Origin of the sequence: Phytohabitans kaempferiae (assembly GCF_042433955.1) — a bacterium.
Taxonomy (GTDB): Bacteria; Actinomycetota; Actinomycetes; order Mycobacteriales; family Micromonosporaceae; genus Phytohabitans; species Phytohabitans kaempferiae.
On record NZ_JBHLUH010000077.1, the window covers coordinates 220,987 to 243,314 of the forward strand.

A 22,328-nucleotide genomic window follows, 5' to 3' on the forward strand; every position below is an offset into this window, starting at 1 on the left:
CTGCCGGGCGCCCGCAAACAGCGCCCGGCCAGGTCCTAGTAGGCGCCCTTGCGGGCCAGCACCACGCCAACCGTGCGCCAGAGGATGCTGAGGTCGTAGGCGAGGGACCAGTTGTCCACGTAGTACAGGTCGAGTCGCACGGCCTCGTCCCACGACAGGTCGGACCGGCCGGAGACCTGCCACAGGCCGGTGATGCCCGGGCGGACCAGCAGCCGGCGCCGCACGTCGCCGAGGAAGTCACCGTCGTCGGCGGGGAGTGGCCGGGGGCCGACGAGGGACATCTCGCCCTTGAGCACGTTGATCAGCTGGGGCAACTCGTCGAGGGAGCTGGCGCGGAGGAAGCGGCCGACGGGGAAGACGCGCGGGTCTTCCTTGATCTTGAAGAGCATGCCGTCGGACTCGTTCTGGTCGACCAGGGAGGCGAGCCGGTCTTCGGCGTCGACGTACATGGTCCGGAACTTCCAGACCCGGAACGTCCGGCCCTCGTGCCCGACCCGAGGCTGGCGGAAGAAGACCGGGCCGCGGTCGGAGAGCTTGATCGCGATGGCGATCCCGACGAACACCGGCGTCAGCAGCAGCAGCCCCACGCCGGCCGCGATCCGGTCGAGGAGGTTTTTCGCCAGCCAGCCGATGCCTGAGAGCGTGGGCTCCTCGACGTGCAGCAGTGGCAGGCCCTCGATCGGCCGGATGTGGACGCGCGGGCCGGCGATGTCGGTGAGCTGGGGGGCCACGACAAGGTCGACGCCGGTGCCTTCGAGCTGCCAGGCCAGGCGGCGCAGCTCGCCCGGCTCGGCGCTGGCCGAGCCGCAGACCGCGATCGTGTCGGCGCCCACCTCGCGTACGAGCGTGAGCACGTCACGCCCGGAGTGCACCGGCACCGGCGTCTCGATGCCGCGCACGGCGGCGTATCCGTCGGTGATGTGGATGGCGACCGGCACCAGGCCGGCGGACGGGCTGCGGGTGACCGCGGTGTAGACCTCGAGCGTCTCCGGCAGCGTGCCGATCAGCAGCATGCGGTGGCCGGCGTGGCCGGCTCGCTTGCGCACCTGGTGCAGCACGAACCTGGCGAAGTAGCGGGCGACCAGGATGAGGATGGTCGCCCCGACGAGGGCGGTGGCCACGGTGAGCCGGGAGAGGTCGGTCTTGGTGGCGAAGGCGAGGAACGAAACGCTCGCCATGACCGTCACCGATGCACGCACCACTCGTTTGAACTCATCGGTGCCGAGGCCGAGATAACGACGGTCGTAGGCGCCGTTGGCCCAGAGCATGATGAGCCAACCGAGCGGCAACAGCACGTACGCGACCGTCTTGAACCATGCCTCGTCGGCGTCCTGGAAGCCGGAGACGGCCTGGTCGAAGGCGCTGATGGCGATGAGGCTGGCCAGTGCGGCCGCCCCATAGTCGAGTAGGAGCAGCACCGCTGTGTATGGGCGGTGCCAGCGGGACGCGCGCCGACGGGCACGGGCCCACGCCGAACGCGGCACACCGTTGTGCGATGGCGGCGTCGGCGCCTGGATCTCGAAGCTGTCGACGTGGCGCACGGTCCTGTTCCGGCTTGTGTTTGCTACCGGGCGTTGGAGGCTTGTCGTCACCTCACCTACGTCCTCCCGCTTTGCACGTGCCGCCCATGTGCCGTCAGGCTCGGGACTGACCACCGCATCAGTCTCCCATGGTCACCGCGGCGGATCGGTGACCGCAGAGACAATACGCCCCACCGTGATCGAATGGGACCATGGACCGGGCCACTATACCGAGCGTTGCCCACATCGGATGTGCCCGTTGGGTCCGGTTTGCAAAACGGTAGGTCACGGCCATATCGCCTAGCGCACGAGCCGTGACAGTCTGCGATCGGCGAGTGGCTTTCCGCCGGTCTGGCACGTGGGGCAGTACTGGAGGCTGGAGTCGGCGAAGGAGACCTCCCGCACCGTGTCGCCGCAGATCGGGCAGGGCAGGCCGGTCCGGGCGTGTACCCGAAGACCCGAGCGCTTCTCGCCCTTGAGCTCGGCGGCGCGCTGGCCCACCGATCGGGTCACCGCGTCGGTCAGGATCTCCTGGGTCGCCGTGTGCAGCCGCGCCATCTGCTCGTCGGTGAGCCGGCTGGTGATCGCGAACGGGGAGAGCCGCGCCGCGTGGAGGATCTCGTCGGAGTAGGCGTTGCCCACGCCGGCGAGCACCTCCTGGTCGGTCAGTACCCCCTTGACCTGTCCCTTGCGGCTGCGGATCCGCTCGGCGAACGTCTCCGCGTCGGTGGCGAGCGCGTCCGGACCGAGCCGCGCCACGCCGGGCACCAGCGCAGGGTCCTTCACCAGGTATGCCGAGAGGCTGCGCTTGGTGCCGGCCTCGGTGAGGTCGAAGCCGGAGCCGTCGCCGAGCCGTACCCGCAGCGCGATCGGCCCCTTGCCGGGCTTGAGCGGGGCGTCGCGGTTGAACGAGTCGCGGTAGTGCAGCCAGCCGGCCCGCGCCAGGTGCACCACCAGGTGTAGGTCGTCACCGATGCGGACGTCGAGGAACTTGCCGTGCCGGCCGGCGCCGGTGAGCTCCAGCCCGGCCGCCGCGGTCGGTGGTGGGTCGTACGTCTTCAGCGCGCTGATCGCGGAGACCTCGATGCGCTCCACGCGCTGTCCGGCCGCCCGCTCGCGAAGGTACGCGGCGAGCGCCTCCACCTCAGGCAACTCCGGCATGTGACAAAAGGTAGCCCGTGTTTCAGAGGCCGAGGAGCCGTAAAGCCGCGAAACCGTCCTCGGCGATCCGGCGGATCAGGCCGTCGTTCACATCGCGGTGCTCATCCAGCACCACGATCTCACTCTCCGTAATCCACCGGCATTCCGTGTGCTTGCCGGCCTCCAGCCGTGGGCGGCTCAGGTCGCCGTCGACCCGCACCAGGAAGTCGGTCTCCACGCGGTCGATGCCGTCATCGCCGGTGTACGTGTACTCACCGACCGTGCCGAGGACGACGGAGACGGTCCAGCCGGTCTCCTCCTCGACCTCCCGTCGCAGGGCCTCCTCGAGGGTTTCCCCAAGCTCCAGATGGCCACCGACGATGTCCCAGGTATTGGGAAACAGGCGCCGATCAGGTGAGCGGCGCTGGATGAAGATGCGCCCGTCGTCGTCGACGATCAAGGCGCCGGCGCAGCGTAGGGGCTCCGTGGGCACATTCCGAATCTATCTACTTGAGTCCCGTCCGGACAGAACACAAGTCTTGTAGTTCTGTCTCTGTTCGGGCGACGATGTCCGTACGGTGCCTTGAGGGGTGATGTGCGATGCGCGTACGCGATGCCATGTCCAGCCAGGTCCTCGTAGTCGGCCCTGAGCACACACTCAGGCAGGCCGCCCAGATGATGTCCACTCGCCGGATCGGCTCAGCCATCGTGATCGACCCCGACTCCGAGGGGGTCGGCATCATGACGGAGCGTGACGTTCTCAACGCCATCGGCCGGGGTCTCGACCCCGATGTCGAGCACACGTCCGCCCACCTCACCTGGGATGTGGTCTACGCCAGCCCGGAGTGGACTCTTGAGGAGGCGGCTGTGGCGATGGCCCGTGGCGGGTTCCGCCACCTCGTCGTCATGGAGGAGAGCGACGTGTTGGGGATCATCTCGGTCCGCGACATCATGCGGGTCTGGGCCCAGCAGCACGCGTCGACCAAGGTCTGACCCGGCCCGCGGGTCCATCGGGAGGGCTGCCGTACGTCCTCCGAAAAGGCACTTCACAGCGGATCTGGGTCGTGATGATCAACTTTGGTCCGTACGCTGTGCAACCATGACCGCCGAGCAGCTGATCTCCTTCGCCCGTGGCGCGCCCTCGCTGGACATCGTCGATGTCGAAGGCCTCAAGGCCGCCGCCGTCCGCGCGTTCGACGCCGATCCCGGCGGGATCACGGCGTACGGCACGTCCGTCGGCTACCCGCCCCTGCGCAAGTGGATCGCCGACAAGCATGGCGTCTCCGTCAACCAGGTGCTGGTGACCAACGGCTCGCTGCAGGCCGACGCGTTCCTCTTCGACTACCTGGTCGGCGCGGGCGACGCTGTGGTGGTGGAGCGCCCGACGTACGACCGCACGCTGCTCAACCTGCGTAGCCGGGGCGGCGAGATCCACGCCGTCACGCTCCAGCCCGACGGCATCGACACCGACGAGCTGCGCAAGCTGCTTGAGTCGGGGGTGCGCCCCAAGCTGGCCCACATCATCCCCAACTACCAGAACCCGGCCGGCGTCACGCTCTCGATGGAGAAGCGTGAGGCGCTGCTCCAGCTCGCCACCGAGTACAGCTTCACGATCTTCGAAGACGACCCGTACGTCGACATCCGCTTCCGTGGCGAGGCGCTGCCCTCGATGCTCTCGCTCGACGAGACCGGCGTCGTCGTGCACGCCTCCAGCTTCACCAAGACGGTCTGCCCCGGTGTGCGGGTCGGCTACCTCGTCGGGCCGGCGCCGCTGATCGGTGACATCGCCAAGCGCGCCACCAACCTCTACATCTCGCCCGGCATGGTGGCGCAGGCGATCGTCCACCAGTTCTGCGTCTCCGGCGACATCGACCGCTCGGTCGAGACGGTCAAGGCGGCCCTGGGCGAGCGGGCCACCGTCCTCGCCGCCGCGCTGCGCGAGCACATCCCGGGCGTGCGGTTCACCGAGCCGGACGGCGGCTACTTCCTCTGGATCGAGTTGCCCGACGACGTACTTGCCGACGACGTCTTCACCGCGGCCGCCGAGCGGGGCGTCGCCGTGGTCAAGGGGAGCGACTTCCTGCTCGAAGGCGGGGAGCACGCGCTGCGGCTGGCGTACTCGGCCGTGACCGTCGAGCAGATCGAAGAAGGCGTGCGCCGGCTCGCCGCCGCGGTCGAAGCGGTCCGGAGGTAACCCAGCCCCGCGCGGAAACACAGGGCGAAGCTAGGGCCTGGTTATAGGGAATGTCTGCCTTGTGGTGGGTCGAGGCGACGATCGGCGACACCTGACGCCGTTTGGACCTCGCCTCGGCTCGACCGATCCCTACAAGGCAGGCCCTTGCGCTTCTTCTGTCGGATTTCTGACAATGTGTCATCACTGCCGGCCCGGGGTTCCCCTAGGCCCGGCTAACGGATCACAATGCTGCGAGCAATCGCTATGCGGTTGACCCCATAAGCAAAACCCCCCGCCCCCATCGGCGCCGGGTGGGCCGCTCGCACCCCCCACCCCCCGACGCGGCCGGTCCGCCCGGCGCCCAAGCCTCCTCCCTCCCCGTGATCAGGGCGTCCCTGCCGCCACCGAGCGGCATCGGGGCGCCTTGATCGCGGATGGCCTCACCTTGCGGCTGCTCGGGGGCGCCCGAGCGGAAACGGTCGGGACGAGTGATGCATAGGAAGATGGGTCCATGGCGCATGAGGGTGCCCCGCGAGCCGAGGGGGGAGGGCGGCCACTGGCCCGCACCTTGGCCGCACCCGTCCGGCGGGCGATGACCAGGATGTTGAGCCCCGCCGAGGGGGCGCCGCGGCGGGAGCACGCGCCCCCCTCGCGCAGCGCGGTCGTCGACTGCGCTCTCTACGTCGACGGCGAGCGCCAGCCCGGCGAGTGGCAGTACGCCGAGGCGCTCGCCGCGGCCCGCCGGGAACGGCAGCGGCACGCCTTCGTCTGGCTGGGGCTGCACGAGCCAGGGGCGGCGGAGATGGCCGACATCGCCGAGACGTACGGGCTGCACGAACTCGCCGTCGAAGACGCGGTGAAGGCGGGGCAGCGCCCCAAGCTGGAGCAGTTCGGCGAGGTCAGCTCGCTGGTGCTGCGTACCGCCCGCTACGTGGGCCACGGCGAGCTGACCGAGACCTCCGAGGTGGTGGAGACCGGGCAGGTGATGCTCTTCATCGGCCCGGCGTTCGTGATCACGGTGCGGCACGGCGACGCGTGCCGGCTCACGCCCGTCCGCGCCGACCTGGAGAGCAAGCACGACCTGCTCATCCAGGGGCCGTGGTCGGTGGCGTACGCGGTGACCGACCGGGTCGTCGACCTCTACGTCGAGGTGGCCGACCAGGTCGAGATCGACCTCGACGCGCTGGAGTCGGAGGTCTTCGCGCGCAACTCGCACGGCCGGATCCAGCGGATCTACCAGATGAAGCGGGAGCTGGTGGAGTTCAAGCGGGCGGTGGTGCCGCTCCAGCGCCCGCTGATCACGCTGACCGCGCAGGTCAACCGGGAGGTGCCGAAGGAGATCCGGCGGTACTTCCGGGACGTGCAGGACCACCTGACGCGCACGGTCGAGCAGATCAACTCGTACGACGACCTGCTCAACTCGGTGCTCCAGGCGCGGCTGGCACAGGTGACCGTCGACCAAAACAACGACATGCGCAAGATCGCCGCCTGGGCCGCCATCGCGGCCGTGTGGACCGCGTTCGCCGGCATCTACGGCATGAACTTCACGCACATGCCCGAGCTGAACTGGACGTACGGCTATCCGGTGGTGCTCGCCGTCATGCTGAGCATCTCGCTCGGGCTGTACCGCTTCTTCCGTAAGAACGGCTGGCTGTAGACGCGGACCGGCGGGGCCCCGGGGCCCCGCCGGTATCCGTCAGTGGCGGCCCTTGGTCGAGTCGACCACGCCGTCGAGCGTGCCGGAGTCGACCTTGCCGGTCCCGTTCATGCTCGGGCTGGCCGAGTCGCCCTTGTCGCCGGTGTCGGCCGCGACCGGCTCGATCGCCTGGTTGGCGTCGTACTCCTGCCACTGCTGCTGCTTGCGGCGGCGCATGACCAGCGCTCCCGCAGCGCCCACGGCGGCGCCGGCGGCGAGCAGCCCGGCCAACATCGGCCAACGCTTGCGGGACATCTGCGACTCCCTCTTGGGCGTGACCGCCCGCATTTTCGTGGCACCGGCCTGGCGTGCCTTGCTCCCGGCCCGCTTGGTGGTGCGGCTGGCCTCACGGGCGCCCTCGGCCGCCGCGGCGGCCAGCGGCGCGAGCGCCGCCATCGTGGACTCCCAACCGTGGGTCGCGCCCTCCTTGACCCGGTGCACGCCGTCAGCCGCACGGGGGCCCATTGTCGCACCGACTCCGCCCGCAGCATGTGTAGCGGCCTGCATGAAGTGATCGAAACTCTCGCCCAGCTCAGCCTTGACCAGCTGGCTACGCGTCTTACGCCGCGCCATTCCGAGCACCGGTACCCACCTCCTCGCCTTTCTACCCCGTCATCCTGCCTCTTCGGATGCCTTCGCACTGCCGGATCGGGCACATGGGAGGATCCGCATGGAACTGACCAACAACTGAGGAGTACCCGTGGCTGACGCTTCCTACGCCACCTTGCACACCAACCACGGCCCTATCCGGTTGGAACTCTTCCCCAACCACGCCCCAAAGACGGTGGAAAACTTCGTGGGGCTGGCTCGTGGTACCAAGCCCTACACCGACCCGCGGACGGGTCAGCCGGGCTCTGGGCCGTACTACGACGGCACGCAGTCGCATCGCGTGATCAGCGGCTTCATGATTCAGATGGGTGACCCGACGGCCACCGGTCGCGGCGGGCCGGGCTTCACGTTCGCCGACGAGATCCACCCGGAGCTGAGCTTCGACCGCCCGTACCTGCTGGCCATGGCGAACGCCGGGCCCGGCTACAACAACGAGGGCACCAACGGCTCGCAGTTCTTCATCACGGTGAGCCCGACCCCGCACCTCAACCGTAAGCACACGATCTTCGGGCAGGTGGCGGACGAGGCGTCGGCGAAGGTCGTCGACTCGATCGCGACCACGCCGACCGCGCCCGGCGACCGTCCGATCAAGGACGTCGTGATCGAGCGCGTGGAAATCGAGGGCTGACAGGTACCTTTGCCTTCATGAGTGAGTCTCCCGTGACCGTGCCGGTCTGCTACCGCCACCCGTCGAAGGAGACTTATGTCCGGTGCGTCCGGTGTGAGCGGCCGATTTGCCCGGACTGCATGCAGGCGGCTTCCGTCGGGCACCAGTGCCCGGATTGTGTGGCCGAGGGACGACGCACCCAGCGGCCGGCGCGCACCGCCTTCGGTGGCAGTGCCGCCGGCCGCGAGGGCTACGTCACCAAGGCGCTGATCGGCCTCAACGTGCTGGTCGCCCTCCTCGGCGTGGCCCTGGCCGGCGGCAGCTCGCTCTTCAGTGGCGGCCTCTTCGCCAACGCCACGCGGCTACAGGCGATCGGCGGCGTGGTCGGCCACGCGATCACCGTCAACAGCCAGGGCGTGTGGATCGGCGAGATCCCAGGCTTCGGCGACGTGTATCCGGGCATCGCCGACGGTGCATACTACCGGCTGTTCACGGCGATGTTCATCCACTACGGCATCCTGCACCTGGCCATGAACATGTGGGCGCTGTGGGTGCTGGGCCGCAACCTGGAGGCCGTGCTCGGGCCGCTCCGCTTCCTCGGCCTTTATCTCCTGGCCGGGCTCGGCGGCAACGTCGCCTGCTACCTGCTCAGCCCGGACAGCCTCGCCGCCGGTGCCTCGACCGCGGTCTTCGGGCTCTTCGCGGCGTTCTTCATCATCCTGCGCAAGCTCGGGCGAGACACGTCCGCCGTGATCGGCATCCTGGTGATCAACATCGTGCTGACCTTCGCCGTGCCGGGCATCTCGATCGCCGGCCACCTGGGCGGCCTGGTTACCGGTGCGCTGGTGGGAGCCATCCTGGCGTACGCGCCACGCCCTCGCCGCACCCTCATCCAGGTGGGCGGGAGCGCCGCGGTGCTGGTCTTCCTCGCGGCGCTGACCCTTTTGCAGACAGCCGCCCTCACCTGAGGTCGTCGCCCGCGCTCCCCTGGGGAGGCGCGGCGCCCGACAGCGACTCCAGCGCGGCGGCCACGTCGGCCGGCGGCGCACCGAGGTCGTACTCGCTGAACAGGTGCAGCGACTCACCCGCGTCGATCTCCAGCATCTCGCTGCGGATGCCGAGGCGGGGTCGGCTGTCGACTCGTACCCGCTCGATCCGCGACCAGGCCACGCGGCGGCGGCCGGCGAAGCCCGCGACCAGGGTGACCCCGGCGGGGTCGGCGGCGAGCCGCACCGGCGCGAGCAGGTCGCGGGCCGCCCAGACGGCGAGTGCCGCGGCGACCACGGCGGCGAGTACCAGGCGGACCACGTCACCGTCGGCGAAGAGGAGGCCGATCGCCAGGATGCCGGCGGCCACACCGAGCTTCGCGGCCGGCACCTTCCACGGCACTCGCCAGCTGAGAGCGTCCATCCGCCAATTCTGGTCCGTGCGGTCGATCCGTCTACGGATCGGGCGCTACTGGAGAGTAATGTCGATGAGTATGAGGGACGCGGTCATCGTCGGCGCGGTACGCACACCGGTAGGGCGGCGCAAGGGCGGGCTGTCCGAGCTCCATCCCGTCGACCTGTCGGCGCACGTGCTGCGCGCGCTGAGCGAGCGCACCGGTCTCGATCCCCGGCACGTCGACGACGTGGTGTGGGGCTGTGTCTCGCAGATTGGCGAGCAGTCGTGGAACATCGGCCGCAACGCCGTCCTCGGCGCCGGCTGGCCAGAGTCGGTGCCCGGCACCACCCTCGACCGCCAGTGCGGTTCGAGCCAGCAGGCGGTGCACTTCGCGGCCGCCGCGGTGCTCTCCGGGCAGGCCGACGTCGTGGTGGCCGGCGGTGTCGAGTCGATGACACGCGTGCCGATGGGCTCCAGCGCGGCGGGGCAGTGGGCGTTCGGCGACGGCGTGCGCGAGCGCTACGGCGACGCCGGCTTCAGCCAGGGCATCGGCGCCGAGATGATCGCCGCGCGGTGGGGCTTCTCGCGCGCACAGCTCGACGAGTACTCGCTGGCCAGCCACCAGAAGGCGGCAGCCGCGCAGGACGCGGGCGCGTTCAAGGAGGAGATCTCGCCGGTCGGGCCGATCGACGCCGACGAGGGCATCCGCCGGGACACCTCGCTGGCGAAGCTGGCCGAGCTGGCCACCCCGTTCAAGGCGGACGGCGTGGTGACCGCCGGCTCCGCGTCGCAGATCTCCGACGGCGCCGCCGCGCTCGCGATCACCACCTCCGACTGGGCCCGCGAGCACGGCCTGCGGCCGCTCGCGCGCATCCACACCGCCGTGGTCGCCGCCGACGACCCGGTCATCATGCTCACCGCGCCGATCCCGGCCACCGCGAAGGCGCTGCGCCGCGCCGGGCTGGGCATCGAGGAGATCGGGGTGTACGAGGTGAACGAGGCGTTCGCCCCGGTGCCGCTGGCCTGGCTCGCGGAGACCGAGGCGGACCCCGAGCGGCTCAACCCCCGCGGCGGCGCGATCGCGCTGGGGCATCCGCTCGGCGGTTCCGGTGCCCGCATCATGACGACGATGCTCCAGCACATGCGCGACAACGGCATCCGCTACGGCCTTCAGACGATGTGCGAGGGCGGCGGCATGGCCAATGCCACGATCCTGGAAGTTCTATAGCCGGCAACCCGCGACATAAGCCGTTAGCACTTCGTTAAACGTGGCATGGACGTGTTCTCACGAACGTTCTTGCCCGCCGCCGCTGAAGCCGGTGTGGCCATCTCGACGGTGAGTCGCCACATGCCCGTCTTCCGGCGGTGCGTGGAGGCTGATGACGCGACGGTCCTGGTCGCCCGCTGCGTCCGCACGGATCGGCCGATGCATGGCGAGTTCCTGCTCCTGCTGACGTACCGCCGGCTGGTGGTAACTCAGGAGACCCGCGTACTGCACCGGCTTCGCCTGCACCTCAACACCGAGATCCGCCATCTCAGCAACGTCACCTGGAACCCGGACCCCCGCATCGGCGCGGTCGAGTTCGCCGCCACGGCGGTCGACGGCGTCCGAGAGCGGTTCTGGATCAAGACCGGTCACCAGAAGCAGGTCTGGCACCTGGACGCCCTGCTCAGCCACGCCTTCCGTCCCCGTGTGGTGGCTGAGCGCGCCCAGCAGGCATCCCGCGTAACAGCGCCAGAAGCGCTGCGCGTGCCGGCTGCCGCCTGACTGAACCCTTTTCGACCGGTCCGCACCTGCGACCACAAGGGGCCGCAGGCGGGTCGAAGAGAGGTTCAGCGGATCGGGGCGCCCCTACTCCCCGTATGGGGTGCCCCGATCCGTACCTTCCTCGAACATTGCGTTGATGTCCGGGCCGCTGGCGTTCGGACATGATGGGGCCGTGGAGCAGAAGGGCCTGGTGCTCGTCGTCGAGGACGAGCGGGCCATCGCCGACCTGGTCCGGATGTACCTGGCCCGGGACGGCTTCGGCGTGCACGTCGAGCACGACGGCGGCGCTGGGCTGGCGGCGGCCCGCCGGATGCGGCCGGTGGCCTGCGTACTCGACATCGCGCTGCCCGGGCTCTCCGGCACCGAGGTGTGCCGCCGCCTGCGCGAGGACGGCGACTGGACGCCGGTCATCTTCCTCACCGCGCGCGACGACGAGGTCGACCGCATCGTGGGGCTCGAACTGGGCGCCGACGACTACGTGACCAAGCCGTTCAGCCCGCGCGAGCGGGTCGCCCGGGTCCGCGCGGTGCTCCGCCGCACTGCCGGGACGCCGGAGGGGCGGCCGCAGACCGTCGGCCCGGTCACGCTCGACCCCGGTCGCCGCGCGGTCACGGTCGGCGGCGCGCCGGTGCAGCTGACCTCCACCGAGTTCGACCTGCTGGCACACCTGATGGGGCGCCCCGGCCGGGTCTTCACGCGGGAGGAGCTGCTGGCCAGCGTCTGGGGGTACGCGGCGCACACCGGCACGCGCACGGTCGACGTGCACGTGGCGCAGGTACGAGCCAAGCTCGGCGCCGGCGCGAGCGTGCTGCGTACCCATCGGGGCGTCGGATACGCCGTCGATGCCTGACCGCCGCGAGCTGACCCAGTTGCTGCCGGTGGTGCGGCGGCGCCCCCTCGGCCGTACCCTCACCGCCCGCGCGGTCCTCTCCGCCTGCGCGGTGGCCGTGGTGTCGGTGCTCGTGACCGCGCTGATCGCGGTGCCGATCGCACTGCGGTCGGTCGACCGGCAGGCGCGCGAGTCGCTGGGCCAGCAGGCCCGGGTCGCCGCCGACCTGCTGCGGCCGCGCCTCGACCGGGGCCGGACGGCCGACGAGGAGCGGCTGATCCGCCAGCTGCGTACGCGGGATGTCGACGTGTACCTGATCCGGGCCGGCGAGCCCGACCGCCCCGGGCTGCCGCCGCAGGTCGTCGCGCGCGTGGCCGCGGGGGAGAACGTCAACGGCCGGCGCGTGGTGGCCGGCCGTTCCTCCATTGTGGCCGGACGTGCGCTGCCGAACGGCAACGGCGTCGTGCTCGCCTCGCCCCGCTCCAGAGGGCTGTGGCGGGAGGTGATGGCCATCGTGTGGCTGCCGCTGCTGGCCGGGCTCGCCGCCGGCGTGGGCGCGGGAGTGCTGCTCGCCCGCCGGCTGGTCCGCCCGATCCGGAACGCCGCCACCGCGGCCGCCCGGTTGCGCGCCGGCGACCGGCGGGTACGCGTACCAGTGGAGTCGCCGCAGGAGGCGGCCGACCTGGCGTACGCGCTCAACGACCTCGCCGCCGCCCTGGCGACCAGCGAGGGGCGGCAGCGCGAGTTCCTGCTCTCCGTCTCGCACGAGCTGCGCACGCCGCTGACTGCCATCCGGGGATACGCCGAGGCGCTCGCCGACGGCGTGGTGGCGGGCGAGGGGGCGCAGCGGGCCGGGCAGACCATGCTCGCCGAGGCCGAACACCTGGACCGCCTCGTGAGCGACCTGCTCGCGCTGGCCCGGCTGGAGGCGGCCGACTTCCCGCTCGCGCCGGCGCCGGTCGACCTGGCCGCGCTCGTACGGGACGCGGCCGAGGCTTGGGGCGGGCGGTGCGCCACCGCCGGCGTGGTGCTCCGCGTGGAGCTGCCCGCGGCCGAGGTGCCCGCGTTCACCGACCCGGGGCGGATCCGGCAGGTGGTCGACGGCCTGCTGGAAAACGCCCTGCGCGTCCTCCCGGCCGGCGCGCCGCTCGTGCTGGCCGCCCGCTCCGAAGCCGCCGGCGCGGTCGTGGAGGTGCGGGACGGCGGGCCCGGGCTCACCGACGACGACCTCGCCGTGGCGTTCGAGCGCGGGGCGCTGCGGCAGCGGTACGAGGGGGTGCGCAAGGTCGGCAGCGGCCTGGGGCTGGCGCTCGCCGCCGGGCTCGTACGCCGGCTGGACGGGGCGATCGAGGCGGGCCACGCGCCGGAGGGCGGCGCCCGTTTCACCGTGACGCTGCCTCCTTACGCACCTCGTACACAAACCTGACGCTCCCCTCGCCGGCCTCGCGGACGCTGTTCCACATGAAACATCTCGGACTGGTTGTGGCGAGCGGAGTGTTGGCGGTCGGGCTGGCCGGGTGCGGCGGCGGGCCGGTGCCGGAGGTCGGGGAGCACGCGGTGGAGGTGGCGGCCGTGATGGGCGCCGAGGGGCAGGCGCTCGCCGCGCTCGGCCTGGACCCGTCGCCGCCGGCCGCCGCGTCGGCGTCGCCGTCCGCGTCGGCCTCCCCCTCCGTCTCGGCCGACGGCAAGGACCGGCGGGAACGGCGTAAGGCGCGGGTCCTGCTCCGGAAGAACGTTCTGCACGGCGAGGTGGTCGTGCGGACCAAGGACGGCACGAGGACGGTCGCGGTGCAGCGCGGCGAGGTGACCGGGATCGACGACTCGTCGGTGACTGTGAAATCCACCGATGGATACACGGCCACCTGGAGCTTCGCCACCGACCTGCACGTCGTACGGCACTCCAGGACCGTGCGGCCCGAAGAGATCACGGCGGGCACGCGCGTCGGCGTCGCGGGAGCCCGGGAGGGGGACGGCTACGTGGCCCGCCTGATCGTGGTGTCGCGCTCCTGACCTGCGGCAAAGCCCTTACGGCGCCCGGTTACCACACCGGGGTGTCCGTTTTGGCGCCCATACACGCGCGCAGAACCCAACCAAGCTAGGCTGATCGGGTTATCGCCAGCGGCCCCTGGAGACACCCCGTGAAGCTCTCGATCCTCATGCCGGTCTACAACGAGGAAGAACGCGTCGCGGATGCCCTCAAGCAGGCCCTCGCCGTCGACTATCCGTGCGAGATCGAGCTTGTGGTGGTCGACGACGGCAGCCGTGACGGCACCGGCGAGATCCTCGCCCGCGCCGACGACGCGCGCGTGCGGGTGATCAGCCACCAGCGTAACGCGGGCAAGGGCGCGGCGATCAAGACGGCGGTGCGTAACGCCGAGGGCGAATACATGGTCATCCTCGACGCCGATCTCGAATACGACCCGCAGGACATCCCGAAGCTCCTCGCCCCCGTGCTCGACGGCCGGGCCACCGTGGTCTACGGCAATCGCACCTTCGGGAGCCACAGCGCATACAGCTTTTGGTACGTGATGGGAAACAAAGCGGTCACCACGGCTGCCAATGTGCTGTTCAATTCCTACATCGGCGATCTCGAGACCTGCTTCAAGCTGATGCCGGTCGCGCTCTACCGCTCGCTCGACATCCACTCCCGCGGCTTCGGGATGGAGGCCGAGGTGACCGGCAAGCTGCTGCGCCGCCGCATCCGCCCCTACGAGGTGCCGATCAGCTACCGCGCGCGCGGTCGCGAGGAGGGCAAGAAGATCACGTGGAAGGACGGCGTCGAGGCGCTGTTCATCCTCGGTCGTGAGCGGGCCCGCCGCCCCGCGTCACGAAGGAGCTGATCGAGCCCCGCAGCCCTACCGGGTCCAGCCCGTGCCACCGCGCGTGGTCCTTGGGGCTGCCGTAGCGGTGCAGGTCCGTGCGCCCGACGCCGAGGCTGAGCAGGCGGTGCGGCAGGTCGCGCAGCGCATCTGACACCACCGCGCTCGACGTGCCGGCCAGATACGGCTCGACCAGCACCACGTCGGTGTGGCCGAGCGCCCGCAGCCCTTAGACGTCAAAGGGGCGCGGCGTGTTGGTGTACGCCACCGTCACGTCCAGCCCTTCCACCGCCGCCAGCACCGTGTCGAGCATCGGCCCCACCGCCACCACCGCGGCTCACCAGCACCGCGCCCGCGCCCTGGTGGTCGAGGTCGAGCTTGATCTGCTCGTACGCCCGGTCCACCACGAACGGCGCGTACGAGTGCACGATCGGCCGCAGCCCGGTCAGCGCCAGCCCGCCCGCCACGCCGAGCATGAGCTGCTCCCGGATGCCCACGTTGACGACCCGGTCGGGGTGGCGGCGGGCGGCCGGTGCGAAGGCGTCGCCGGAGATGTCGGCGAGCACCAGGGCGGTACGCGGGTCGTCGTCCAGCAGTGCGGTGGCAGTGTCCACAAAGGTGGTACGCATCGCGCTCATCCCTTCTTCTCCACGACCGCGACGACGACGTGCGGCGCGGTGCCGGTGTGTGCCAGCAATCCCACCTCGATGGCGTCGTGATCGCGGCCGTCTACTGTGGATGACGTCCAGTCGTGGAAGCGGCCGGCGATCCCGCCCGGCCAACCGTGCGTGGACGACCGGTTGTCGATGACGATCGCGGTGAGGCTGTCCAGGCCGGTCGCGCCCGCGTAGGTGATCGCCTCGTGGTTCGACCCCTCGTCCAGCTCGGCGTCGCCGATGAGGACGTACACCTGGGGTGGAGGAGGCCCTGGGCCCGCAGCCCCAACGCGGTGCCCACGCCGAGTCCCAGGCCGTGGCCGAGCGAGCCGGAGCCGATCTCGACGCCGGGCACGAGCAGGCGGTCGGGGTGGTGCCCCAGCCGGCTGTCCGGGCCGGCGAGGTCGTCCAGCCACTCCTCTGGGATGAAGCCCTTGGCCGCCAGCACGGCGTAGTACGCGGCCGGCCCGTGCCCCTTGGAGAGCAGGAAGCGGTCGCGGTCGGGGTCGTCCATGCGATCCGGCGTGACGTGCAGGACGCGGTCGTAGAGGACCCACAGCACATCCAGGGTCGAGTGCGCGCTGGGCGCGTGTTTCTCGTCGCCCGTGAGCCTCTGGATCAGCTCACCGAGCCTGGTGGTCGTCGTCAGTGCGGTCATAGTGCCAGGGTGCAAGTTCAAGTGAACTTGAGTTCAAACCCGCTATGACCGACGCCTCACGCGGTGGCTCAGTCGATGGTGAGCAGGACCTTTCCCACGTGGTCGCTCACCTCGACGACCCGGTGGGCCTCCGCCGCGTCCCGCATCGGTATCCGGCGGTCGATCACCGGACGGATCGCGCCCGACTCGACCAGCGGCCAGACGTCGTCGCGCACCCCGCGTACGATCGCGGCCTTCTCGTCGTGGCCGCGCGCCCGCAGCGCGGTCGCGGAGATCGACCCCCGCTTGGCCAACAGCGCGCGCAGGTCGAGCTCCGCCTTCGCCCCGCCCTGCATCCCGATGATCGCCAGCCGCCCGTTGGTGGCGAGCGCGTCGATGTTTCGGGCCAGGTAGCGCGCGCCGACGATGTCGAGGATGACGTCCGCCTTGCCGATCTTGTGAACCTCGGCGACGAAGTCCTGCTCGGTGTAGTCGATCGTGTGGTGCGCGCCCAACTCCCGCAGCGCCTCGTGCTTCGCCCGCCGCGCGGTCGTGATGACCGTCGCGCCCAGCGCCACGGCGAACTGGATCGCGAACGTGCCGATCCCACTTCCACCACCGTGCACCAGCAGCGTCTTGCCCGCCAGGTCGGCGCCGATGTTGGACCAGACCGTGCACGCCACTTCCGGCAGCGCCGCCGCCTCCTCCACCGTGAGACCAGCGGGTATCGGCAACGTGTGCTCCGCCGGCACCGCCACCAGCTCCGCGTAGCCACCGCCGCCGAGCAGCGCGCAGACCGCCGCCCCGGTCGCGGTGTCGACCCCACTGACCTCCAGGCCGGGGTACGGCGAAGCCCCCGGCGGCGGGTTGTAGTGCCCCTGCCGCTGAAGCAGATCCGCCCGGTTGACGGCCGACGCCACGGTGCGGATCAGCACCTCGCCGGCGCCGGGCTGCGGGTCGGGCACCTCCGCCCAGGTGAGCACCTCTGGTCCGCCGGCACTGGGGATGGTGATCGCATGCACGGACCCAGTGTCCCACCAGCCCAGTTGGACCCATGGCACACTAGGCACGGCTGCGGACTCGGCGCCGGTTGAGGCCGCGGTCCGGGAGGGTTCGCCTAGTGGCCGATGGCGGCGGTCTTGAAAACCGCTATGGGTGGTGACACTCATCGTGGGTTCGAATCCCACACCCTCCGCTTTCGTCCCTCTGACCAGCACAAACCCGGCGCTCGGCTGTCCGGCCGGGGTCTCACGGTGTCTCGCTGGATCTCGCCGTCGCTCGCTGTTCGGGGGCGCATCGGGGGGAAGCCCGGGCGGCCTCGACGGCCAGGTCCTCGCGGTGGCTCGGTGGCAAGCCGGCTTGCCGGCGCGGCAGCCGATCGCCCCAACCCCGATGGCGGTCGACCACCGTCGCGATCGTCGCGGCGCGGCCTCTTCGTCCCGAACTCCGCGCGGGACGGACCCATGCGGGGGCGGTACGAGGTCAGGTGGCTTGATCCAGTCCGGTCGGGTGGGTTCGGCTGCTGGCGTTGCTGTACTTCTCTGCAGTACTTCGGGTCCTCAGGTCGTCTGCCAGAGCGGACCTGGTGGCGATGGCTGATCGCCGGTTCTCCCGGTCGGCCTCGCCCCCGACTGCGCGCTGTCTCAACAGCCGGTGCCGTCCGCGGATGTCCGGGCCCCGACCGTTTCAGCGCAGCGTCAGGGGCGTATCAGTGGTCGGCGGCACGCTGTACCTCACCGAGGAAGGGAAAAACGATGCTGCTCAGCGCGCGTATGGTCAACCACGGAAGGTCTGCGGCGGTGGTCTGCGCCTACCTGATGGTGGCCCTGTACGTCTATGAAGCGTCCGACGTCGAGTTCACCGCCGAGGAGACGGTGCGGCTGGACCGGCTGGCGTACTCGGCCGAGAGCGGGTTCGTCGCCGAACGGCACGGCGATCTGCTCCAGCCTGGCACGACGGCCCTGCGCCTGGAGAAGGGGGTCTACCACTTCCGGACTGGGCACGATGCCGGGTTGCGGGTGGACCCGGCGGGCGCGGTCACGGTGCGGACCATGGTCCCGTCCGTCCAGCGGGACAGGGACCAGTGGCCGGATCCGCCGCCGCGGGTGGTCAAGAGTCTCCTGGACGACCCATCGGCCCTGCCGGTCGAGGTGACGGATAAGGACAAGTGGCCGGAGCCGCCGCCGCGGGTGGTGGACGGGTTCCCGAGTGACTTGTGGGCCGAACACGCCGTCGCGTTCGCCGCGAAGGGTTCCGGTCGCCCGGACCGGGTTCCCGCGCTGACCGTGCGCTACGGCCATGACCGCTGACGGTCTTCCTGCGGTGGCGGTGCAGATCGGGGCGGGCGTCTTGTCCGCCCCGGAACACCGCGACTGGCCGCCGGCCCGCTCCTACCGTGACACCATCGCCCGGATCGGCAGGCTCTGCGCCGCTTCCGGGATAACCGCACAGCACGAACTCGTCGGCGCCCGGGCGACCCGCGCCAACGTTCGCGCCACGCTCGCGGCGTCGATCGCCGGCCTCGATCCGTACGGGCTGCTTGTGTTGACCTTCGCCGGGCACAGCGAACGCGGCCCTCGCGATGCCGGCTGGTGCCTGTACGACGGCGTGCTGCCCCTCGCCGACGTGGGCAACTCCCTGACCGCCCTCCCCGGCACCGCCGGGGCCATCGTCGTCGCCGACACCTGCTACGCGGCCGCCCTGGCCAGGTTCGCCAAGGTGTCGTGCACGCTGGTGATCCTGGCCGCCTGTGCCGAACACCAGGTGATGCTCGATCGGCCACGGACCGAATTCGTCGAGAGGCTCGAGCAGGCGGTGTCGCCGGGCGGCCGGCGAAATCCGGACTGTGTGAGCTACGCCTGGCTCAAGGAACGGATCCAGGAGGCTACGCCTGACGTGGAACGACCACAGGTCTGGACCAACCGCTCGGCCGCGTGGCATCTCCGGCCATTCGAACTGCTGTCGACGGCTCACCTCCAAGAGTCGCGTCGGCGGATCCCCCGTCGCGACGCGTCACTGTCCTGACCGGGCGCCGAGTGCGTCGAGACCGCCGACACCACCTGGCGGGTCTACTACCGCGACGAGTTGCTCACCGAAGCCGCCCGTACCACCACCAAGAACATCGCTAGATTCAAGGTCCGTAAACCGGAACTGCCGTGTCGTCGAACAGCCGCGATCGATCGCACAGGACAGGTGCAATGAAGATCCCCACAGCGCTGATTGGTTGCCACATCGACCGGACCCCGTTCGACTATCAGGTACGCCTTAGCCTCTCGGCTCTCGATCGCGACGAGGGCTACCGGGTCGACGCCGAGCTCGTCATCGAGACACCATTCCTGCTCTGCGATCGCGACGGCGAATGGCACGAACTCGACCCGGCACCGGCACCGCCCTCGCGCCCGCCCTGGACCTCTTCCGCCGAACCGTCGCCGCCGTCGAAATCCGCGCCAAAGGCGCCCTGCATCTCACCTTCGACGAAGGTGTCCAGCTGCACGTCAGCCCACACTCGCAGTATTCAACACGGTCAACAAAGCGGCGGCGGGCATCGCCGACACCTACGCGGCGGCCACGATTTGCGAGGCGTTGGCGACGAGACTGCCGCTCGTGATGGTGCCAACTGTGAGTACCCGGCTGTGGGGACATCCGGCCTGGGCGGAAACCTGAACGTCCTGCGTGCCGCTGGGGCCGTCCTTGTTGACGTACAAACCGGTGGGCTTGACCTGGCACCGGCACCGTCGGGGTCTGGTGATGAGGTCGCCGCACGGTTCGACCCGCAGTGGATCGTCACGCAGCTCGACCGGCTCATGTCGGCTCTTCGAGGTTAAGCGGGGGTGTGTCGGTGAAGAGCCTCGTGCGCCGGGCGAAGGAGTTGGGCGCGGTCGACGCCCGTTCGCACCTGACAGCAGCGCGACCGGCAGACTTGGCGCGTGCATGTGCTCGTCACCGGCGGCCACGGATACCTCGGCAGTGCCGTCTGCCGTGCCCTCCGCATGGCTGGCCACAGCGTCAGCGTGCTCAGCCGCACGGGGGCCGGCATCGACATCCGCGACCGGGGCGCGGTGGCCGCGTACGTGCGGGAGGGCGACTTCGACGCCGTCTGCCACCTCGCCGCGGCCACGCGGACCCGCGACTCGGCCGTCGAGCCGCTGGCCTACTTCGACGTCAACGCGGGCGGCACCCTCAACCTCCTGCTGGCGCTGCGCCGCCCGGTCCCGTTCGTCCTCGCGTCCAGCAGCGTCGTCTACGGCGGTAGGCACGCCGGCGCGCTCTCCGAGGACCTCGACCCCCGCCCCGAGGGCCCGTACGCGGCCTCCAAGGCCACCGCGGAGCAGATGGTCACCGCGTGCGCGGCCACCGGTGCGGTCGGCGCGGTCGTGCTGCGTTACTTCAACGTCTCCGGTGCGGTCGACGGGCGCGGCGACACCGACACCACGCGGATCATCCCGAACGTGTTCCGGGCGATCACCGGCGAGCTGCCACACGTGACGATCAATGGCGACGGGTCGGCGACCAGAGACTTCGTGCACGTGGCCGACGCGGCGGATGCCATGGTCAAGGCGGTGGAGGGCGCGCGGCTGGGCGAGCACCGGACGTACAACGTGGGCAGCGGCACCGGCGTGAGCATGGCCGAGATCATCAAGTGTGCCGAGGAGGTCACCGGCCGGAGCGTGCCCGTACGCCACAATCCGCCCAAGCCCGAGCCGCTCCGCCTCGTCGCCGACGTGTCCCGGGCGCGCGTGGGCCTGGAGTGGGAGCCGCACCGGTCACGCGTGGATGGCATCCTCACCGACGCCTGGGCGGCATGGCATCACACGCAGCAGGTGTAAGGATGACGATATGAGTCTTGATCGTCCCATTGCGCCGGACCCCTACGAGCTGCTTCCGGCTGTCCCCTCGTTCACAGTCGTCAGCAACGACCTGATCGAAGGTCAACCGCTCGATGTGACCTTCGCCCACGACAGTGTCGGTGGTCAGAACCTCTCCCCGCACCTGGCCTGGTCCGGCTTTCCAAGCGAGACCCGCAGCTTCGTGGTGAGCTGCTTCGACCCAGACGCGCCGGTCGTCAGCGGCTTCTGGCACTGGAACCTGGTCAACCTGCCCGCCTCGGTCACCGAGCTGGAGCGCGGCGCCGGCGCCAGCGACGTGCACGGTGGCTTCCATGTGCGCAGCGACTACGGCGTGCGGGCGTACGGCGGGGCCGCGCCGCCCGCAGGTGACCGCCCACACCGCTACTACTTCGCCGTCCACGCGGTCGATGTCGACGCGCTCGACGTGACGCCCGACGCCTCCAACGCGGTGGTCGGCTTCAACCTGGCCTTCCACACGCTGGCCCGGGCGATCCTGCTGGTGACCTACGAAGTCAAGGCTTGATGCAGCAGCCCGCGCAGATCTTGGGCTGAGGGAGGGTGAACGCGAGACAGCAGGTCTTGCGCTGCACCGTCAGCTCGCCGCTCGGGCCGGGCACCAGCTCGATCAGGTCTTCGACGCCCAGCGTGGTGAGCAGCGTGTCGATGTGCTCCGCGGTCGACCCGGGGAGCACATCGGCGGCGCGCAGGATGCCGTGGGCGATGCCGGAGCTGACCGAGCCGAGCAGAGTGCGCGGGCCGACCCGCACCTGGCCGTGGATCGCGTCCAGCAGCGGCGTGAGGTGGGCGTCGAGGAGCGAGGAGCGCAGCGCGGCCAGCAGGGCTGCCTCGTCGCGGACGACCCGCACCTCGGGGAGGCCGGAGAGGGCCAGCGGGTCGGAGGGGAGCACCGCGACGGCGACCGAGCGGCGGAAGCCGAGGGTCAGCAGCGGTCGCTGGTCTTCGAAGTGCATCAGCACGTCGTCGGGGTGGAGCAGGGGCACGCGCCGCGCCGAGGCCCAGCCGAGCACGACCGGCAGCGAGAGCCAGTAGGTGTACGCCTTCCAGGCCAGCGCCGCGGCGGCGTGCGGCGACGCGCTCCACCGGTGCTTGGCGGAGTCGAGCAGGTCGGGCAGGTGAGTGCCGTCGATCAGCCGGGTGGTGGGGACCCACCGGGCGTCGGATATTTCGGGCACGAGGAGACCGGGGGCCAGGCCCGGCAGGTCGTCTGTGCCGAACATCGCCCGCAGCGTCGATGTGATCGGAGCGAGGAGGTCGGCACCGGCTATGCGGTGTGGCATGATCGTCGTCACTTTGCGTCGCCTCCCTCACGGAGCGCGACGTACGCGGTCAAGCCCGGAAGGTGCCCGGTGCCTCGCCGCGTAAACGTGTCCACTACGCCACATCCCTTTGCTCTCAAAGCCGACGGATCAATCTAGCGTACTAAGGCTAGGCTAACCAGAGAATCGGCTCTGCGTCTCTCTTTCTCCTCACAAGATGTCTACAGTCACACTCCGTGTGACGTCACTTTAAGTAGTGGTGCGATTCGCCTGAGTAGCCATTGGTGCGGTCTGTCAAGGCTTTTGTCGGTAACGCGCCAGTTGACGTTGGCCCACACGGTCCGGAAAGCAGACTGAAAGTCCCGGC

Annotated in this window: 23 protein-coding genes, 1 tRNA gene and 2 pseudogenes; 17 read left to right on the forward strand and 9 right to left on the reverse strand. The window is 70.2% G+C overall.

Annotated features, from left to right (window positions below):
• Positions 1 to 35: 35 nt before the first annotated feature.
• The 3 genes from ACFFIA_RS35785 to ACFFIA_RS35795 all read right to left on the reverse strand — a co-directional run bounded on the left by ACFFIA_RS35785 (position 36) and on the right by ACFFIA_RS35795 (position 3,153).
• A complete protein-coding gene (locus ACFFIA_RS35785; RefSeq protein ID WP_377260073.1) occupies positions 36 to 1,541 on the reverse strand; it encodes a sugar transferase in 1,506 nt (501 codons plus the stop codon).
• Between the two features lie 279 nt (positions 1,542 to 1,820).
• Positions 1,821 to 2,681, reverse strand: coding sequence for an Fpg/Nei family DNA glycosylase (locus tag ACFFIA_RS35790; protein ID WP_377260075.1), 861 nt, complete (start codon positions 2,679 to 2,681; stop codon positions 1,821 to 1,823).
• A gap of 22 nt (positions 2,682 to 2,703) precedes the next feature.
• Positions 2,704 to 3,153: an NUDIX hydrolase gene (locus tag ACFFIA_RS35795; protein WP_377260077.1), complete on the reverse strand. Its 450-nt coding sequence runs from the start codon at positions 3,151 to 3,153 to the stop codon at positions 2,704 to 2,706.
• Positions 3,154 to 3,260: 107 nt separating this feature from the next.
• On the opposite strand from ACFFIA_RS35795, the gene ACFFIA_RS35800 reads away from it, so the two are divergent.
• The 3 genes from ACFFIA_RS35800 (at position 3,261) to corA (ending at position 6,490) form a co-directional block, all read left to right on the forward strand.
• Positions 3,261 to 3,653, forward strand: a complete 393-nt coding sequence (locus ACFFIA_RS35800) for a CBS domain-containing protein (RefSeq protein WP_377260079.1) — start codon at positions 3,261 to 3,263, stop codon at positions 3,651 to 3,653.
• Positions 3,654 to 3,759: 106 nt separating this feature from the next.
• Positions 3,760 to 4,854: an aminotransferase-like domain-containing protein gene (locus tag ACFFIA_RS35805; RefSeq protein ID WP_377260081.1), complete on the forward strand. Its 1,095-nt coding sequence runs from the start codon at positions 3,760 to 3,762 to the stop codon at positions 4,852 to 4,854.
• 490 nt (positions 4,855 to 5,344) lie between these two features.
• Positions 5,345 to 6,490: a magnesium/cobalt transporter CorA gene (gene corA / locus ACFFIA_RS35810; RefSeq protein WP_377260083.1), complete on the forward strand. Its 1,146-nt coding sequence runs from the start codon at positions 5,345 to 5,347 to the stop codon at positions 6,488 to 6,490.
• 39 nt (positions 6,491 to 6,529) lie between these two features.
• Here the strand turns inward: corA and ACFFIA_RS35815 are convergent, their stop codons facing one another.
• A complete protein-coding gene (locus ACFFIA_RS35815) occupies positions 6,530 to 6,994 on the reverse strand; it encodes a hypothetical protein (protein ID WP_377260085.1) in 465 nt (154 codons plus the stop codon).
• A gap of 235 nt (positions 6,995 to 7,229) precedes the next feature.
• Here ACFFIA_RS35815 and ACFFIA_RS35820 point away from each other — a divergent pair, with 235 nt between their 5' ends.
• Both ACFFIA_RS35820 and ACFFIA_RS35825 read left to right on the forward strand, forming a co-directional pair.
• A complete protein-coding gene (locus ACFFIA_RS35820) occupies positions 7,230 to 7,766 on the forward strand; it encodes a peptidylprolyl isomerase (protein ID WP_377260087.1) in 537 nt (178 codons plus the stop codon).
• 17 nt (positions 7,767 to 7,783) lie between these two features.
• The gene (locus ACFFIA_RS35825; protein WP_377260089.1) at positions 7,784 to 8,713 is read left to right on the forward strand and encodes a rhomboid family intramembrane serine protease; all 930 of its coding nucleotides are present in this window, start codon (positions 7,784 to 7,786) and stop codon (positions 8,711 to 8,713) included.
• On the opposite strand, the gene ACFFIA_RS35830 is transcribed toward ACFFIA_RS35825, so the two are convergent.
• On the reverse strand, positions 8,706 to 9,155 hold the full coding sequence (locus ACFFIA_RS35830) for a PH domain-containing protein (RefSeq protein ID WP_377260091.1): 450 nt from the start codon (positions 9,153 to 9,155) through the stop codon (positions 8,706 to 8,708). The genes ACFFIA_RS35825 and ACFFIA_RS35830 overlap by 8 nt on opposite strands.
• 70 nt (positions 9,156 to 9,225) lie before the next feature.
• Between ACFFIA_RS35830 and ACFFIA_RS35835 the strand changes: the two genes are divergently transcribed.
• The 6 genes from ACFFIA_RS35835 (at position 9,226) to ACFFIA_RS35860 (ending at position 14,565) form a co-directional block, all read left to right on the forward strand.
• Complete coding sequence (locus tag ACFFIA_RS35835) at positions 9,226 to 10,356, forward strand: thiolase family protein (RefSeq protein ID WP_377260307.1); 1,131 nt, start codon at positions 9,226 to 9,228, stop codon at positions 10,354 to 10,356.
• Between the two features lie 45 nt (positions 10,357 to 10,401).
• A complete protein-coding gene (locus ACFFIA_RS35840; protein WP_377260093.1) occupies positions 10,402 to 10,896 on the forward strand; it encodes a hypothetical protein in 495 nt (164 codons plus the stop codon).
• A 136-nt stretch (positions 10,897 to 11,032) separates the two neighbouring features.
• Positions 11,033 to 11,746, forward strand: a complete 714-nt coding sequence (locus ACFFIA_RS35845; RefSeq protein ID WP_377260095.1) for a response regulator — start codon at positions 11,033 to 11,035, stop codon at positions 11,744 to 11,746.
• Complete coding sequence (locus ACFFIA_RS35850; protein ID WP_377260097.1) at positions 11,739 to 13,151, forward strand: sensor histidine kinase; 1,413 nt, start codon at positions 11,739 to 11,741, stop codon at positions 13,149 to 13,151. The genes ACFFIA_RS35845 and ACFFIA_RS35850 overlap by 8 nt, the downstream gene beginning before the upstream one ends.
• 35 nt (positions 13,152 to 13,186) lie before the next feature.
• The gene (locus tag ACFFIA_RS35855; protein WP_377260099.1) at positions 13,187 to 13,735 is read left to right on the forward strand and encodes a hypothetical protein; all 549 of its coding nucleotides are present in this window, start codon (positions 13,187 to 13,189) and stop codon (positions 13,733 to 13,735) included.
• A gap of 128 nt (positions 13,736 to 13,863) precedes the next feature.
• Complete coding sequence (locus tag ACFFIA_RS35860; protein ID WP_377260101.1) at positions 13,864 to 14,565, forward strand: glycosyltransferase family 2 protein; 702 nt, start codon at positions 13,864 to 13,866, stop codon at positions 14,563 to 14,565.
• Here ACFFIA_RS35860 and ACFFIA_RS35865 read toward each other — a convergent pair.
• The 3 genes and pseudogenes from ACFFIA_RS35865 to ACFFIA_RS35875 form a co-directional block, all read right to left on the reverse strand.
• Positions 14,516 to 15,173, reverse strand: a pseudogene (locus ACFFIA_RS35865) (transketolase family protein). The gene ACFFIA_RS35860 and the pseudogene ACFFIA_RS35865 sit on opposite strands and share 50 nt — an antisense overlap.
• A gap of 5 nt (positions 15,174 to 15,178) precedes the next feature.
• Positions 15,179 to 15,858: pseudogene (locus ACFFIA_RS35870) on the reverse strand (thiamine pyrophosphate-binding protein).
• 68 nt (positions 15,859 to 15,926) lie between these two features.
• Positions 15,927 to 16,859 carry an NAD(P)H-quinone oxidoreductase gene (locus tag ACFFIA_RS35875; RefSeq protein ID WP_377260103.1) on the reverse strand — a complete coding sequence of 311 codons (933 nt, stop codon included), beginning with the start codon at positions 16,857 to 16,859 and terminating at the stop codon, positions 15,927 to 15,929.
• 84 nt (positions 16,860 to 16,943) lie between these two features.
• On the opposite strand from ACFFIA_RS35875, the gene ACFFIA_RS35880 reads away from it, so the two are divergent.
• The 6 genes from ACFFIA_RS35880 to ACFFIA_RS35905 all read left to right on the forward strand — a co-directional run bounded on the left by ACFFIA_RS35880 (position 16,944) and on the right by ACFFIA_RS35905 (position 21,207).
• Positions 16,944 to 17,032 (forward strand) — tRNA-Ser (locus ACFFIA_RS35880).
• 559 nt (positions 17,033 to 17,591) lie between these two features.
• The gene (locus tag ACFFIA_RS35885) at positions 17,592 to 18,146 is read left to right on the forward strand and encodes a hypothetical protein (protein ID WP_377260105.1); all 555 of its coding nucleotides are present in this window, start codon (positions 17,592 to 17,594) and stop codon (positions 18,144 to 18,146) included.
• On the forward strand, positions 18,136 to 18,861 hold the full coding sequence (locus ACFFIA_RS35890; protein WP_377260107.1) for a hypothetical protein: 726 nt from the start codon (positions 18,136 to 18,138) through the stop codon (positions 18,859 to 18,861). Before ACFFIA_RS35885 ends, ACFFIA_RS35890 begins: the two co-directional genes overlap by 11 nt.
• A gap of 173 nt (positions 18,862 to 19,034) precedes the next feature.
• Positions 19,035 to 19,661 (forward strand): DUF6188 family protein, encoded by a 627-nt coding sequence (locus tag ACFFIA_RS35895; protein ID WP_446686993.1) that lies wholly within the window; start codon positions 19,035 to 19,037, stop codon positions 19,659 to 19,661.
• A gap of 102 nt (positions 19,662 to 19,763) precedes the next feature.
• Entirely contained in the window at positions 19,764 to 20,663 is a 900-nt protein-coding gene (locus ACFFIA_RS35900; RefSeq protein ID WP_377260109.1) for an NAD-dependent epimerase/dehydratase family protein, read from the forward strand.
• A gap of 10 nt (positions 20,664 to 20,673) precedes the next feature.
• Positions 20,674 to 21,207: a YbhB/YbcL family Raf kinase inhibitor-like protein gene (locus ACFFIA_RS35905; protein ID WP_377260111.1), complete on the forward strand. Its 534-nt coding sequence runs from the start codon at positions 20,674 to 20,676 to the stop codon at positions 21,205 to 21,207.
• On the opposite strand, the gene ACFFIA_RS35910 is transcribed toward ACFFIA_RS35905, so the two are convergent.
• Positions 21,197 to 21,982 (reverse strand): IucA/IucC family C-terminal-domain containing protein, encoded by a 786-nt coding sequence (locus ACFFIA_RS35910; RefSeq protein WP_377260309.1) that lies wholly within the window; start codon positions 21,980 to 21,982, stop codon positions 21,197 to 21,199. The genes ACFFIA_RS35905 and ACFFIA_RS35910 overlap by 11 nt on opposite strands.
• Between the last annotated feature and the right edge of the window lie 346 nt (positions 21,983 to 22,328).

Excerpts from the sequence above, each read along its gene's own strand:
- ACFFIA_RS35790 (WP_377260075.1), bottom strand. The coding sequence starts at position 2,681 with ATGCCGGAGTTGCCTGAGGTGGAGGCGCTCGCCGCGTACCTTCGCGAG.
- ACFFIA_RS35800 (WP_377260079.1), top strand. The coding sequence starts at position 3,261 with ATGCGCGTACGCGATGCCATGTCCAGCCAGGTCCTCGTAGTCGGCCCT.
- ACFFIA_RS35805 (WP_377260081.1), top strand. The coding sequence starts at position 3,760 with ATGACCGCCGAGCAGCTGATCTCCTTCGCCCGTGGCGCGCCCTCGCTG.
- corA (WP_377260083.1), top strand. The coding sequence starts at position 5,345 with ATGGCGCATGAGGGTGCCCCGCGAGCCGAGGGGGGAGGGCGGCCACTG.
- ACFFIA_RS35815 (WP_377260085.1), bottom strand. The coding sequence starts at position 6,994 with ATGGGCCCCCGTGCGGCTGACGGCGTGCACCGGGTCAAGGAGGGCGCG.
- ACFFIA_RS35825 (WP_377260089.1), top strand. The coding sequence starts at position 7,784 with ATGAGTGAGTCTCCCGTGACCGTGCCGGTCTGCTACCGCCACCCGTCG.
- ACFFIA_RS35830 (WP_377260091.1), bottom strand. The coding sequence starts at position 9,155 with ATGGACGCTCTCAGCTGGCGAGTGCCGTGGAAGGTGCCGGCCGCGAAG.
- ACFFIA_RS35835 (WP_377260307.1), top strand. The coding sequence starts at position 9,226 with ATGAGGGACGCGGTCATCGTCGGCGCGGTACGCACACCGGTAGGGCGG.
- ACFFIA_RS35840 (WP_377260093.1), top strand. The coding sequence starts at position 10,402 with ATGGACGTGTTCTCACGAACGTTCTTGCCCGCCGCCGCTGAAGCCGGT.
- ACFFIA_RS35845 (WP_377260095.1), top strand. The coding sequence starts at position 11,033 with ATGTCCGGGCCGCTGGCGTTCGGACATGATGGGGCCGTGGAGCAGAAG.
- ACFFIA_RS35850 (WP_377260097.1), top strand. The coding sequence starts at position 11,739 with ATGCCTGACCGCCGCGAGCTGACCCAGTTGCTGCCGGTGGTGCGGCGG.
- ACFFIA_RS35855 (WP_377260099.1), top strand. The coding sequence starts at position 13,187 with ATGAAACATCTCGGACTGGTTGTGGCGAGCGGAGTGTTGGCGGTCGGG.
- ACFFIA_RS35885 (WP_377260105.1), top strand. The coding sequence starts at position 17,592 with ATGCTGCTCAGCGCGCGTATGGTCAACCACGGAAGGTCTGCGGCGGTG.
- ACFFIA_RS35890 (WP_377260107.1), top strand. The coding sequence starts at position 18,136 with ATGACCGCTGACGGTCTTCCTGCGGTGGCGGTGCAGATCGGGGCGGGC.
- ACFFIA_RS35895 (WP_446686993.1), top strand. The coding sequence starts at position 19,035 with ATGAAGATCCCCACAGCGCTGATTGGTTGCCACATCGACCGGACCCCG.
- ACFFIA_RS35905 (WP_377260111.1), top strand. The coding sequence starts at position 20,674 with ATGAGTCTTGATCGTCCCATTGCGCCGGACCCCTACGAGCTGCTTCCG.
- ACFFIA_RS35910 (WP_377260309.1), bottom strand. The coding sequence starts at position 21,982 with ATGCCACACCGCATAGCCGGTGCCGACCTCCTCGCTCCGATCACATCG.